Consider the following 15,033-nt stretch of genomic DNA (forward strand, 5'->3'; position numbering starts at 1 on the left):
TTACTCTAAAACTATTTTATCATCTATTATACTTTTTTAAAATACTCTACGTTATAATTTTTATTCTAAAATTTTATATATAAAATTTACACAAATACTTTAAATATAGTCCTTTATTTAGTATAATGATTATGTAAAGTGATTTGCACTTTATAGAGAACTTTGAATAATATTCAGAGTTGGGCTAAATTTATTCTTAACTTAGTTAAGAAATAATACAGTTTTGAATTATACATTGCAGTACAAACTACTTTTAATAAAGTAATCCTCATGTTTGTGCCAGTAAGCTGCATTTGTATCATAATATATTATAACTAATTAATGCCCTCTTTCTCTAGGTTTTAATATTTAAAACTGTATAGCACCACGAAGTTTACCCCTAAACTATCGTGGTTTTTTATATCTATACTATAAACTAATCTTTATAATATATAATACAAAATAAAATGATTAGCAATCGCTTTATTGATTACTAATCATTTTTTCTTATTTATTTCTTTTTAATAAATAATTAGAAAAATCTTCTAATTCAAAATTTTTTAATTTTCTCGCTATTTCTATGGCTGATGTAGTATGTTTCTCTAATAACTCTTCGCATTGTTCAATACCATAAAAACTAAGATAAGTTATCATATCCTCATCACTCGGTAACTTACCGATATTTTCAAAATCTCCATAATAATCAAGAATATCATCTTTAATTTGATATGCTATTCCTAATTCTTTACCAAAAGAATTTATATCACTTAATTCTTCTACTTTACCTGCAATTTGACATGCAAAATCAAGAGGTAATTCTATTAGTTTTCCTGTTTTTAAACTATGCATTCTACGAAGATAGTCTGCATTAACCTCATACTCTTTTTGCTTAATATCGTAAATTTGTCCTGCAATCATTCCCATTGCCCCAGAATAATTAGCAAATTGAGAAATTAATTTTACTTTTAAATCTGGTTTAATATTAGAATTGCTTAATACTTCAAACGCCAAGGTTAACATAGCATCTCCTGTAAGTACCGCAACATCTTGTCCAAAGACTTTATGATTAGTTAATTTTCCCCAACGATAATCATCGTTATCCATTTCTGGAAGGTCATCATGAACCAATGAATATGTATGAACTAATTCAATTGCTAATGCCACATCAAAGTATTCAGCAAAATCCTCTCCATAATATTTTAATAAATATAAAAATGATAATGGACGAATTTTCTTACCATCATTAACTAAAGAATAAGAAATAGATTTTTTTAACAATTCTGGCATATCTGTTTTTTCTATATACTTCTTTGCAAAATCGTTTAGTATATCTTTATTTTCATCTATAAAAACTTGAAATTTATTCATCTTTTTTGAAATCCTTAGCTAATTTTGTTACTTCCTTCTCTGCATTTTCTATAATAATGTTACAGTTTTTGATTAGTTCTATACCTTCTTTATAACGATTAAGAGAATCCTCTAAAGATAAATTCCCTTCTTCTAATTCTAGAACTATTTTTTCTAAATTTATTAAATTAGTTTCGAAATTCTCTTTAGCCATTATTTTACTCCTTCTTCTATAATGTCAGTCACTTCACATTCAACTATTCCATCTATTAATCGAATCGATAAATTATCTTTTCTATTAACCTCATGTATTGACACTATTTTTTTATTATCTGAAAACGTAATAGAATAACCCTTTCTCAAGATGTTAAGAGGAGAATTTGCTTCTAAACGTTCCACTTTTCTAGAAAATTTCTCTTTATGCTTTACCAAAACATCTATATTTTTTATTTTTTCACAAGTATATGATAAGTTAAGTTTCTTATCTCTTAAGTTACTTTCAATTACTCTTGATAAATCTCGCTCAAACAATAATATTTTTTTTCTATATTCAATATAAATATTATCATAATTTTTAAAATATGGATTCTCTATACTATTTTGCACTCTATTTTTATAACCTTGTATAATAAAATTTATTCTATTATATAATTTATCTTTATTAAAATTTAATCTGTTTTTTATATCCTCAATATTTGGTGTTACGAGCTCTGCTGCTGCTGTAGGTGTAGAGGCCCTCTTATCTGATACGAAATCAGCTAAAGTTGTATCTGTTTCATGTCCTATTCCCGTTACTATCGGAGTCTTACAATTAAAAATTGCTCGAATTACTTCTTCTGTATTAAAACTCCACAAATCTTCAATTGTACCACCTCCACGACCCAAAATAATTACATCATTATTATCCTCATCGGCCAACTTAATATTTTTTACAATATCTTGAACTGATGCCTCACCTTGTACAAGTGTAGAATAAACATTTATGTTAGCGATAGGAAAACGACGTTGAATAGTCCTTGTTATATCTTGAATAGCAGCACCAGTTTGGGCTGTTATCACTCCGATATTTTGGCTAAATTTGGGAATTGATTTTTTGTACTGTGGTGCAAATAACCCCTCTTTCTCAAGCTTTTCTTTTAGTTCTAAAAACTTTTGATACAGTTCGCCTATACGATCTTTTCTTATATCCATTACAAGAAGATTATACTCTCCTCTCGGATAATAAAAATTAACTTTTGATTTTATTAAAACTGTATCGCCGTCTTTAAATTCAAGATTTTTAGCCCCAAACCACACAGCATTTATTCTTGTATTCTCATCTTTTATAGAAAAATACATATTGTTATTATTGTGTAGTTTCAAATTTGAAATTTCACCTTTTATATATATTTCACTTAAGTATGGATCTAGCAAAAATTTTTTTTCTATATATTTATTTAAGGCTGTTACAGTTAAATATGTTCTTTCTTCCACTAGGTTTTACCTCTTATTTTGTTGAAGTTTCTACTATACCTTTTAAAACACCATTGATAAATTTATAGCTCTCGTCCTTTTCACTGTACTTTTTAGATAACTCCACCGCCTCATTGACAGAAACCTTATATGGAATATCACTATGTAATATTTCATATGCTGAAATACGTAATATCTGTCTATCCATTTTAGAAAGACGTTCAAGTTTCCAATCTTTCAAATTATTACTAATTACATTATCAATTTCCTCAAGTTTATCAATAATTTCAGTTAGAGTATTATTAACATAGCTACTATTAGCTATCTCTTCTTGTTCTAGTTCTAAAAGTTCCTTATAGTCTAACTCCGTGTTTTCTATTTGGAATAAGATCTTAAATACAGCTTCTCTTAATTCGTGTCTACTTTTCATTAAAGCCTCCTAATTAAAAATCTATTCCTAATACATTAACATTGACACTTTTCGTAGTAATTTCAGTCATGTTGAAAATAGAATTTTTTACATTCTCTTGAATTTTACGAGCTGTTTTCGCTACACCATAACCTGATTTCATATTACAATAAACGTCTATAATTAATTCATTATCTACAAATTCTAATTCTACTCCACGTGAATAAACTTTTTTACCTAATAATTTTGATACTCCTTCTACTTCTGTTGCTGCAATATTTGCAATAACACTTAATGCACTTGGATTTATTTCTACTTTTCCTAATTTTTTATTTTCCATTTCCTTATTCCTCCTAAGTTTATTTTATGTAAAACTCTCTGTTTAACATAAAATGATTATATCCCTATTATTATACCATATTCGATCAAAAAAAGGGAGTAAGATAACGTAAATTTATTATCTTACTTCCCTTAAATTTTATCTTAGAAACTACCTAAAAATTAAATATTAGCTAACAATTCTTCAAATGCTTTATTTATGTTTTCTTTATTTTTAGCACCTGCTTGAGCCATATCAGGACGTCCTCCGCCACGCCCATCACACACTGTTGCAAGCACATTAACAAGTTTTCCTGCATTATATTTATCTGTAATAGTTTTATCAACTGCTACAACAAAATTAACTTTATCTTCATTAATAGATGCAAAAGCAATAACATAATTTTCTAGTTTCGATTTAGCATTATCTACAAGTTGTTTTAAGTGATTCATATTTTCTGATTCTACAACACTTGTTAAAACACTAACACCATTTACCTCTTTGATATCATTAACTAAATTGTTTAATTCAGCATTAGCAATTTTTTGTTGAAGAATTTCTTTTTCTTTAGTTAATTTTTTAATTTCTACTTGTAAACTAGAAACTTTTTCAATAACATTAGTAGAGTTTGCTTTTGTTAATTTTTCTACAGAACGCAGAGTTTCTTCTTGTTTTCTTAAATATTCATAAGCAGCTTTCCCTGTTAAAGCTTCAATTCTACGGACTCCAGCAGCAACACCTGATTCAGAAACTATCTTGAAAATTCCAACCTCACTACTATTTGCATTATGTGTTCCACCGCATAATTCTATAGAATAATCTCCTATAGAAACAACACGTACTACATCACCGTATTTTTCACCAAATAATGCTTGAGCACCAAGTTTTCTAGCTTCAGCTATAGGCATTTCTTCTGTTTTAATTTCTAAAGCATTCCAAATTTGTTCATTAACTTCTTGTTCAACTCTTTCGATTTCTTCTTTAGTTAATGGTGCAAAGTGTGTAATATCAAATCGTAATTTGTCATCAGTTACTAATGAACCTGCTTGTTTAATATGCGTTCCTACTTGTTGACGAAGAGCCTCGTTTAATAAGTGAGTTGCAGTATGATTTTTCTCAATATTTAATCTATAATTTCTATTAACTACAAGTTCATATTCATTTCCTACAAGAAGTTCTCCTTCAACGACTTTTACAAAGTGAATATGGCGTTTATCAGGAAGTTTTTTAACATCTAGAACTTCTCCTTTGAAGCCTAGTGCTATAATCTCTCCGCGGTCCGCTACTTGCCCACCACTTTCAGCATAAAATGGTGTTCTTTCAAAGACAACTTTCACTACATCTGCTCCTGTATACTTATCTAATAGATTATCCTCTTTATCTACAATTGCAAGTAGTTTTGATGATTTTTCTATTAATTGTGTATAACCAACAAATTCGCTGTCTCCTATAATTCTATTGTATAAATCTGACTGAACTTGCATTGATGAATCATCATGACGAGATGCACGAGCACGTTCTTTTTGTTTTTCCATTTCTTCATTGAAACTATCAATATCAACTGTTAACCCCAATTCTTCAGCATACTCTTCTGTCAATTCAATTGGGAATCCAAATGTATCATACAGTTTGAATGCATCTTCCCCGGAGATAACTTTTGTTGTATCTTTTACTTCGTTCGCAATATTAGTTAAGATTGCTTCTCCTTCATGAAGTGTTTCATGGAATCTGTCCTCTTCTTTAAGAATCACATCTTTAACAAAGCTTACACTTTCCTTAACATTTGGGTAGTAATCAATCATAATTTCAGCTACTATGTCAGTAAGTTTATACATAAATGAACTGTTTAACCCTAAAATTTTTGCAAATCGTACTGCACGACGTAATAAACGACGAAGTATATAACCACGACCTTCATTTGATGGAAGAGCTCCGTCTGCAATTGCAAATGCTACTGTTCGTATATGGTCTGCGATAACTTTAAACGCTACATCTTGTTCTTTGCTAACACCATATTTTGCTCCAGATAATTTTTCAATTTCTCTAATAATTGGAATAAATAAATCTGTATCAAAGTTAGTAGGCACATCTTGAAGAACTGAAACTATACGCTCAAGTCCCATTCCTGTATCTATATTTTTTGCAGGAAGTTCTGTATATGTTCCATCTGCATTATGATTATATTGACTAAATACAACGTTCCAAACTTCAAGATAACGATCATTTTCTCCACCAGGATACATTTCTTCTTTTGGAGACCAAGTATCAGCTTCTGGCCCGCGATCATAGAAAATTTCAGTATTTGGTCCTGATGGTCCTTCTCCTATATCCCAAAAGTTTCCTTCAATACGAATAATTCTGTCTTCCGGAAGCCCGATGACATTTTTCCAAATATCATATGCTTCTGTATCTTCTGGGTGAATAGTTACTGATAATTTTTCTTTTTCTAAAGCTAGCCATTTTTCAGAAGTTAAAAATTCCCATGCCCATGCAATAGCTTCTGGTTTAAAATAATCACCAATAGAGAAATTTCCTAACATTTCAAAAAATGTATGGTGACGCGCAGTCTTACCAACATTTTCTATATCATTTGTACGAATTGATTTTTGTGAGTTAGTAATTCTAGGATTTTCTGGAATTTCACGTCCGTCAAAATATTTTTTTAATGTTGCTACCCCCGAGTTAATCCATAATAAAGATGGATCATCTACTGGCACTAACGAAGCACTAGGCTCAATCTTATGACCTTTTTCTACAAAGAAATCCAAATACATTCTTCTAATTTGTGTTGATGTTAATTGTTTCATTTTTTTCTCCTTTCAATTAAAAAAAATCCCTTGTGTAAATATATTACACAAGGGACGACTATAATCGTGTTACCACCCTAATTTGAGCCATGCTCCTCATTAGTTTTTATAACGGCTTAACTGCCGATGAAGCACTATATAGGTAGCATAAAAGTTATATTATGAATCTTTTTCACCACTAGACTCTCTCTAAATATAATATTACTAACTTCTAATTCCTAAACTTCATTTATTATTTAGATACATTATATACAGTTCTAAAACAAATGTCAATAGATTTTACTTAGAATTTCTCATTTCTAACAACGCTTTCTTTTGCCAAAGTTTCATATTTTGTTTTAAAGTATCAAAACCATATTCGAAATTCAACGTGTCTAAACTGTTAATTTCTTTCTTAGTTGTCTTTTTATGATTAAAGTTAAGAGTCGCATTTATTTTATTATCTTTTATCGATAATACCTTTACTTCTAATTCTTCATCTTGTTTAATGTAACTTCCTATATCAAAAATAAAGCAATTTGTTATCTCTGAAATATGTATCAAACCTACTTGACGGTCTCGTGTTTCAAAAAATGCACCATACGGTTTAACTGCTGTTATTTTAACTTTAATTATATCACCAGGTTGTATTTCTTTATAGCTCATTTTTTATTCTCACTACTACTTTTTCAACATTAAATCCATATTCTTTAATAACTTTATTTGCTGGCGCTGACGCTCCAAACTTATCAATACCAATTGCTAAACCATCAAGCCCCACATATTTGTACCAAAGAGCAGTATTACCCATTTCTAGTGACACACGACGACGTATACTGCGTGGTAATAAAGCTTCCTTATATTCGCTAGTTTGTTCTTCAAATAATTCAATAGAAGGCATACTAACAACACGAACTTTCATGCCTTCTTTTTCTAATTCTTGAGCAACACTTATCGCCAATGCTACTTCTGAACCGGTTGCGATTAAAATTGTATCAAAATCACTTGAAGTTTCATAAACAACATAAGCACCTTTAGCCACTTTTTCAAATGATGAATTTTCTAAAACTGGTAAATTTTGACGTGTAAGAACTATCGATGTTGGTTTATCGTTAACATCTTGTGCTAAATACCAAGCTGCTTGAGTCTCTGTAGCATCTGCTGGTCTGAATACATAAGTATTTGGTATAGTACGTAATGATGCAAGATGTTCTATTGGTTCGTGTGTTGGACCATCTTCACCAACAGCAATACTGTCATGAGTAAATACATATGTTACAGGTAAGTTTTGTAACGCTGATAATCTCAATGCAGCTTTTAAGTAGTCAGAAAATACAAAGAATGTTCCTCCAAATACACGCACTCCGCCATGTAACATCATTCCGTTAAGCACTGTCGCCATTGCAAATTCACGAACTCCAAATTGGATATTACGTTCAGTACGATGAGCATCATCTTGAAGACCTTCACCTTTAATAAATGTCATGTTAGAGTGAGAAAGGTCTGCTGAACCTCCAAAGAATGTTGGTAAAACTTTAGCAATACTGTTAATTGCATCTTGAGATGAATTACGAGTAGCTTGAGCTTCTCCGACATTTTTAAAACTGAAGCTTTCTTTAGAAAGATGTTTAATATCTTCTCTTGATAGTACTTCTTCTAATTCAGCAGCTAACTCTGGGAATTTTTCTTTATATTTATTATATAATTTTTCCCATTCATTATTCGCAGTTTCCCCACGATCTGTAACATTAACTTTAAAGTCTGCATATACTTCTTCTGGAATTTCAAACGGTTCATAATTCCAACCAATTTCTTTTCTAAATAGAGTTGTTTCTTCTTCTCCGAGTGGCGCACCGTGTACACCATTAGTTCCTTGTTTATTTGGAGATCCCGCTCCAATAATTGTTTTAACTTCAATTAATGTAGGTTTATCAGATTGTTTAGCTTCTTCTATAGCTGCATTTATCGCTTCAACATTAGCCCCATCTTCTACTAATATAGTATTCCAACCATATGCATCATATCTAGCACGAACATTTTCACTAAAAGCATCTTTTGTTTCACCATCTAAACAAATATCATTCGAATCGTAAAGAACTACAAGTTTATTTAGTTTTTGCACTGCTGCAAAACTTGATGCTTCAGAAGCAACACCTTCCATAATATCTCCATCACCACAAATTACATAAGTATAGTGATCAAATAACTCATACCCTTTTTTATTATATTTGGCCGCTAAATATCTTTCCGCAAGAGCCATTCCTACTGCTGTAGAAATTCCTTGTCCTAATGGTCCAGTAGTTGCATCAACACCTTTTGTATGTCCAAATTCTGGATGTCCGGGAGTTTTAGAACCCCATTGTCTGAAGTTTTTGATTTCTTCTAAAGATACATCCTCAAATCCTGATAGATGTAATAAAGAATAAAGTAACATTGAACCATGACCTGCAGAAAGAACAAACCTATCTCTATTTATCCAATCTGTTTTTTTAGGATTTACTCTAAGGTGTTTAGTAAATAATGAATAAGCCATTGGTGCAGCTCCCATAACAACTCCAGGATGTCCTGATTTTGCCTTGTTTATAGCATCAACACCTAATACCTTAATAGCATTTACTGATTGTTGTAACATATTATTTATTGCCTCCTAAATTATAATTCTATTCTACCCGATATCGCTCGCGATAATGTAACTTCATCTACATACTCAATATCACTTCCAAATGAAATACCTTGAGCAATTCTGGTAACTTTTATATCCGTATTTTTTAAATATCTTGAAATAAAACTTGCTGTTCCTTCTCCTTCCGGTGAAGAATTTGTTGCCAAAATTATTTCTTTAACTGCCGCATCTTGTGCTCTTTCAAATAATGATTTGATATTAATATCCATTGGCCCGATACCATCCATAGGCGATATAAGACCATCTAAAACATGATAAAGTCCTCTATATTGTTGCATATTCTCCATAGCAACGAGGTCATTATCATTGGCTACCACACATATAGTAGACTTATCTCTACTGTTATCAGAACAAATGTCACAAACATGTGTTTCACTAAGACGATGACAAATTTTGCAATTAGTAAGTTTTTCTTTTAATCCTTGTAGAGAATCTGCAAAATTTTTAATGTCATCATCGTGCATTTTTAATGTATGAAAAGCAAGGCGAACTGCAGTTTTTCTCCCAATACCTGGTAGTAATGAATAACTATCTATTAAATCTAAAATTGGTTTAGGATAATTCATCTTACAAACCTGGAATATTTAAGCCGTTAGTAAATCTTCCCATTGTATCTTCTTTAAGTTTATTTGATTTTTCTAACGCATCATTCACTGCTGTTAAGACCATATCTTGTAGCATTTCGATATCATCTGGATCGACTACTTCTTCTTTAATTTTAATATCTAAAATTTTTCCATCTCCGTTAGCCACTGCAGTTACCATACCACCAGATACAGTTCCTTCTACAGTTTGATCTTTAAGACTTTCTTGTGCAGCCATCATATCTTTTTGCATTTTTTGCATTTTTTTCATCATTTGCTGCATATTTCCCATTCCACGCATTTTATTATCCTCCTAGTATCTTTATAATATAATTCTATTTAAATTTACGTTTATTGTCAATAATTTCCATCCTAGTCATAATGTTTAAATCTTTTACTATGATTGTATGAAAAATTTTTTACTAAAATAATTTATATACTTTATTTTATATCTTGTTTTTATAGCAACTATAGTAACTTCTTTAGTTAACTTGCTATCAATTCTCAATTATTATATCTTTAAAAAGTTGTTCTAGTTTTGATTCTTCTGATATCTCCTCAGTTAACAATTTTTCTTCAACCGTATCTTCAATATCTTCTATTTCCTGTAATAATAGTTTATACTGATGTTCTTGAAGTACGTATATCTTATATTCTACCCCTATATAACGTGCAAATAACGTCTCTAAATATTGTTTATATTTCGAGTTTGGTGTCATTTTTATCATACTTTCTGCTTCAGTAGAGATTAATAATCCTCCCACTTTTGATGAGGCGACTAAAGTACAAGTTTTGAATAACTCTCTCATAGTTGTAACTTCACTATTGTTAGCACCTAAACTTTCTCTTATTATCTTATTAAAAACACCTGCTGCATAATTAGTAAAAGTATCATTAGAAGTAGATAATAAATCTAAAATTCTATTTTTATCTTTTATTACTACATCTTTAATATTTTCTTTAGTATCATTATCCCAAGTTATATTTTTACTATCATTTTCGTTTTCAATATGACCTTGACTTATTAATTTTGATTCGCTAGTTTTATCAGTTTTAATATTAGAGTTAAATTGTTCAAGTTTATTTTCTAATATTTTAATTCTCTCTTCTAATTCAAGAACTCGGGTATTATAAGCAGAACTTTCTCTTGTAAATACTTCTTGACATTCTGGTTGTATATTTTTTTCTTTTGAACAAATTTTCACAATACAAATTTGCATATAACTCATATACTCTATTGAAAAACGAATATATTGCTCCGTCTGAGACAAGTATTCTATAATTTCATAGAAGTAATCAAATGATATAGTTCCTATAGCATCATCAAGCTGTTCAATGTTATAACCAGTATATGCTCTATCTTTTAAGTTTTTATAGACTATAACATCACGAGTAATGTTTATTAAATCGTTAAGCAATAACTTTGTATCCTTTGCCTGTTCTACAAAATTATTATACATTAATAAAGAACCATTTATATCTCCTAAAATAAGTTTCTTATAAAACTCTAATATCTCATTTTCTCCAATGGACGATGTTACTTCTAAAATATTATTTAATGTAATTTTTTCTGAATAATTTGATACTTGATCTAATATACTGATTGCATCCCTTAGACCACCTTTAGCAAGGGTAGCAATTTTCTCTATCGCCTTAGCTTCAATATCTATATTTTCTGTTTTCGAAATATATTTTAATCTTTCTACAAGTTGTTGTTGAGATAAGTTTTTAAATTCAAATCGTTGACAACGAGAAAGAATAGTTGATGGTATTTTATGAATCTCTGTAGTTGCCAAAATAAAAATAACATGCGCTGGTGGTTCCTCTAATGTTTTTAATAGTGCATTAAAAGCCGCTGTTGTCAACATATGAACTTCATCAATTATATAAACTTTATACTTCCCTTCACTTGGTAAAAATTTGATTGCTTCTTTTATATCACGAACTTCATCAACACCATTGTTACTTGCAGCATCAATTTCTATTATATCTACATTTTCTTTTTGATAGACTTCATTTTTATTCACTTCATTAGCAAATATTTTAGCAATCGAAGTTTTACCAGTCCCTCTAGGTCCATAAAACAAGTACGCATGGCTAATTTGATTCTTTTCAATTGCATTTTTTAGTACTGAAACTATATGATTTTGACCTACAATATCATTAAATGTTTGTGGTCGATATTTTCTATATAAAGCCTGAAACATACAATCCTCCTATATAAACTTAACTATATAATTATACCACATTTTATATATTACTTATAGTAAAAAAAGCATAGTGAAAAATTATTCACTATACTTATTACTAAATATTAATTACAATAAAGTATACTATTACAACAAGGAAACATATACTACTCATTCCAAAACAAATATTTCCTACAATCTTACTATCTTTAGAATACTTCTCAATATTTTCTGGTAATTTTGCTTCTTCAAAACTAATATCTATGCCATTAATCAAGTGAGCATTATCACCTCTTTTTATATATTTTCCTAAAACCAACATTATTATCCCAAAATATAGTACTATCACCATAGTTCCAGTTCCAAGATATCTTTCAGGTAAAAAAAATAACAACAATGTCATTAATTCAATTGGTAAAATTGTAATTAATAGTGCAGTACTTTTCTTCATAAATATCTCTCCCTTTTTTATTAAACTTCATAATACAATCTCATAATACAATCTCATTATACAACATCAATTTAAGTACTGTCAAAAAGTTTTCTGTAAAAAAGAGATTACCATAAAAATAGTAATCTCTCTTTTCTTATTTTCTAGTATTAATTTTAAATTTTAAAAATAAATCGTTATAAATTTGATGAAGTTTTGGCTCTAATGCTTCGTAAACTTCAGCCTTACCTAAACTATCCAAATCAGGATAAAATTGTTTATCATTTATCGTTTCCTCAGGAAGTAACTCTTTAGCTTTTCTATTAGGAGTCGCATAGCCTATGTATTCTGAGTTTTGTGCTGCGTTTTCTGGACGTAACATAAAGTTAATAAATTTATACGCGGCATCTTCATTTTTTACAGTATTAGGAATAACCATATTATCAAACCATAAGTTAGTCCCTTCTTTCGGAATTGCATAGACCATATCTTTGTTTTCTTCCATAATTGCTGAGGCATCACCTGAAAAAACAACCGATACCCATGCTTCATTATTAATCATAAGCATTTTTTTCTCATCAGAATTTATAGCTTTAATATTAGGATGAAGTAATTCTAATTTTTTTTCTGCTAAATTTAAACTAACTTCATTCTTTTCATTTACAGATCTCCCCTCAGATTGAAGAGCAAGTCCTAACATTTCACGAGCACCATCTATAGCTAAAATATTATTTTGCAGACGACTATCCCAAAGATCATTCCATTTATCGAATTTTAAATCTTCAGGTACTTTTGTTTTATTATATAAAATACCTAAAGTTCCCCAAAAATATGGAATTGAATATTCATTTCCAGGATCAAAAACTTTATCTAAGAATTGTGGATCAATATTATCAAGCCCTTCTAACTTGCTATGATCTAATTTTTTGATTAAATTTAGCTTTCTCATTTTATTAATCATATAATCAGATGGAATTATTATATCATAAGGAGTTGATCCAGACTGAACTTTTGTAAGTAATGCTTCATTAGAATCGAACGTTTCGTATATTACTGAAATTCCTGTTTCTTGTTCAAATTTTTTAATAAGCTCTGGATCAATATATTCCCCCCAGTTGAAAATAGTTAATGTTTGTTTATCTTCACTATTTGAGCTATCAATAAAATTACGGCTATAAAGTAATCCTAGGCATATTACTAAAATCGATAAGGCTGACATCAATAATTTTTTCATCTTATTCTACCTCCCCTTTCAATTTACTTGTATTAATTACATAATATATTAGTACCGCCACTATAACAAAAATAGATAATACTGTTGATAGTGCATTAATTTGCAGGTTAATTCCTTGGCGTGCCATTGAATAAATTTCTACCGACAATGTTTGGAATCCATTACCAGTCACAAAAAATGTTACTGCAAAATCATCAAGAGAATAAGTAAGTCCCATAAAGAAACCTGCCCAGATACCTGGAGTTATATAAGGGATAACAATTTTGCTTAAAACTTGCGGATATGTTGCACCAAGATCAACTGCTGCATCAATAATACTTTTTGGCATTTCATATAACTTTGGAAGAACCATAAGCACTACAATAGGAATACTAAATGCAATATGTGATAAGAGTACTGACCAAAATCCTTGAATATTATCAATACCAAATTGTTTACTGATAAACGTAAACATTAATAGAAATGAACATCCTATTATAACATCCGGACTAACAATAAGAATATTATTCCCTACTAGATAACTATTTTTTTGCCTGTTAGATTTTAATGAATATATACCTAATGCTCCTAAAGTTCCAAATACTGCAGAAAACAATCCACATAATAAAGCAACAACTATTGTATTGATAACAATAACTAGCATTCGAGAATTTTCAAAAAGCTCTACATAATGTTGCCAAGAAAATCCTTCAAAATCAATCATTGTTTTTCCAGAATTAAACGAGTAATATCCTAAGTAAATAAGCGGTATATATAAAATAGCAAAAATAACCACTAAATAAAATTTTGATGCTAATTTCATTATTTTCTACCTCCTATTGATACTTTATCTTTTGTATTTGTAACTATCATAATGATTCCCATAACAACTGTTAAGAATACTGCAATAGTAGATCCTAATCCCCAGTTTTGAGTAACAATAAAGTGCTCTTCAATCGCTGTTCCTAAGTTAATAATTTTATTTCCAGCTACTAAACGTGTAATCATAAATAGTGAAAGTGCTGGTATAAACGTTACCTGAATACCTGTTTTAACTCCATTGATGCTAAGAGGTAAGATAATTTTTCTAAATGTTGTTTTAAAATCGGCCCCCAAGTCATATGACGCTTCAATTAAGTTTTTATTTATACCAACAACTGAGTTATAGATAGGTAATAACATAAATGGTAAAAATATATAACTTGAAACAAACACAAAACTAAATGAGTTAAACAGTAAACTCTGTGTTCCAATTCCCAAATACTCCAAAACATTATTAACAGTACCATATTCACCAAATAATCCTAAAAATGCATATGTTTTTAATAGAATATTAATCCATGTTGGTAATATTATCAGTAGTAATATTATTTCTTTATATTTGCTTTTACTAATTACAAACGCAAGTGGATAACTAATAACTAAGCAAATAAGAGTTATCAAAAATGCATACCAAAAACTATACAATGTCATAACTACATACGTACTACTAAAGAATATTCTATAATTTTCAAAAGTAAAATTACCATCTAAATCACGGAATGAATAATATACAATTAGTAACAATGGAAATACTACAAAGAGCAACATCCATAGTACATAAGGAATCATAAAGAATGATCTTGTTTTTTTATTAAACATC

General features: G+C 29.6%; 15 protein-coding genes. All 15 read right to left on the reverse strand.

Annotated elements, in window-relative coordinates; all coding sequences use genetic code 11:
- Window positions 1-486 precede the first annotated feature (486 nt).
- The 15 genes from O3802_RS00280 to O3802_RS00350 all read right to left on the reverse strand — a co-directional run bounded on the left by O3802_RS00280 (window position 487) and on the right by O3802_RS00350 (window position 15,032).
- Window positions 487-1,347, reverse strand: coding sequence for a polyprenyl synthetase family protein (locus tag O3802_RS00280; protein ID WP_371457802.1), 861 nt, complete (start codon window positions 1,345-1,347; stop codon window positions 487-489).
- A complete protein-coding gene (gene xseB / locus O3802_RS00285) occupies window positions 1,340-1,540 on the reverse strand; it encodes an exodeoxyribonuclease VII small subunit (RefSeq protein WP_004631923.1) in 201 nt (66 codons plus the stop codon). The genes O3802_RS00280 and xseB overlap by 8 nt, the downstream gene beginning before the upstream one ends.
- Window positions 1,540-2,799 (reverse strand): exodeoxyribonuclease VII large subunit, encoded by a 1,260-nt coding sequence (gene xseA, locus O3802_RS00290; RefSeq protein ID WP_371457803.1) that lies wholly within the window; start codon window positions 2,797-2,799, stop codon window positions 1,540-1,542. Before xseA ends, xseB begins: the two co-directional genes overlap by 1 nt.
- A 13-nt stretch (window positions 2,800-2,812) precedes the next feature.
- Window positions 2,813-3,208 (reverse strand): transcription antitermination factor NusB, encoded by a 396-nt coding sequence (nusB, locus tag O3802_RS00295; protein WP_371457804.1) that lies wholly within the window; start codon window positions 3,206-3,208, stop codon window positions 2,813-2,815.
- 13 nt (window positions 3,209-3,221) lie between these two features.
- Entirely contained in the window at window positions 3,222-3,527 is a 306-nt protein-coding gene (locus O3802_RS00300) for an Asp23/Gls24 family envelope stress response protein (RefSeq protein ID WP_004631918.1), read from the reverse strand.
- A gap of 161 nt (window positions 3,528-3,688) precedes the next feature.
- Window positions 3,689-6,313, reverse strand: coding sequence for an alanine--tRNA ligase (alaS, locus tag O3802_RS00305; RefSeq protein ID WP_371457805.1), 2,625 nt, complete (start codon window positions 6,311-6,313; stop codon window positions 3,689-3,691).
- Between the two features lie 279 nt (window positions 6,314-6,592).
- Window positions 6,593-6,958, reverse strand: coding sequence for a S1 RNA-binding domain-containing protein (locus O3802_RS00310; protein WP_371457806.1), 366 nt, complete (start codon window positions 6,956-6,958; stop codon window positions 6,593-6,595).
- Window positions 6,948-8,924, reverse strand: a complete 1,977-nt coding sequence (gene tkt / locus O3802_RS00315) for a transketolase (protein ID WP_371457807.1) — start codon at window positions 8,922-8,924, stop codon at window positions 6,948-6,950. The genes O3802_RS00310 and tkt overlap by 11 nt, the downstream gene beginning before the upstream one ends.
- A 20-nt stretch (window positions 8,925-8,944) precedes the next feature.
- Window positions 8,945-9,541 carry a recombination mediator RecR gene (recR, locus tag O3802_RS00320; RefSeq protein ID WP_371457808.1) on the reverse strand — a complete coding sequence of 199 codons (597 nt, stop codon included), beginning with the start codon at window positions 9,539-9,541 and terminating at the stop codon, window positions 8,945-8,947.
- 1 nt (window position 9,542) lies between these two features.
- A complete protein-coding gene (locus tag O3802_RS00325; protein WP_004631908.1) occupies window positions 9,543-9,860 on the reverse strand; it encodes a YbaB/EbfC family nucleoid-associated protein in 318 nt (105 codons plus the stop codon).
- A gap of 196 nt (window positions 9,861-10,056) precedes the next feature.
- Window positions 10,057-11,766, reverse strand: a complete 1,710-nt coding sequence (dnaX, locus tag O3802_RS00330) for a DNA polymerase III subunit gamma/tau (RefSeq protein ID WP_371457809.1) — start codon at window positions 11,764-11,766, stop codon at window positions 10,057-10,059.
- Window positions 11,767-11,866: 100 nt separating this feature from the next.
- Window positions 11,867-12,199, reverse strand: a complete 333-nt coding sequence (locus O3802_RS00335) for a hypothetical protein (protein WP_371457811.1) — start codon at window positions 12,197-12,199, stop codon at window positions 11,867-11,869.
- 136 nt (window positions 12,200-12,335) lie between these two features.
- Entirely contained in the window at window positions 12,336-13,412 is a 1,077-nt protein-coding gene (locus O3802_RS00340) for an ABC transporter substrate-binding protein (protein ID WP_281665670.1), read from the reverse strand.
- Between the two features lies 1 nt (window position 13,413).
- Window positions 13,414-14,214: an ABC transporter permease gene (locus tag O3802_RS00345; RefSeq protein WP_371457812.1), complete on the reverse strand. Its 801-nt coding sequence runs from the start codon at window positions 14,212-14,214 to the stop codon at window positions 13,414-13,416.
- Entirely contained in the window at window positions 14,214-15,032 is an 819-nt protein-coding gene (locus O3802_RS00350) for an ABC transporter permease (protein ID WP_276766383.1), read from the reverse strand. Before O3802_RS00350 ends, O3802_RS00345 begins: the two co-directional genes overlap by 1 nt.
- Window position 15,033 lies beyond the last annotated feature (1 nt).

The sequence above is a fragment of the Gemella sp. 27098_8_92 genome (assembly GCF_041433685.1).
In the GTDB taxonomy this organism is placed as follows: Bacteria; Bacillota; Bacilli; order Staphylococcales; family Gemellaceae; genus Gemella.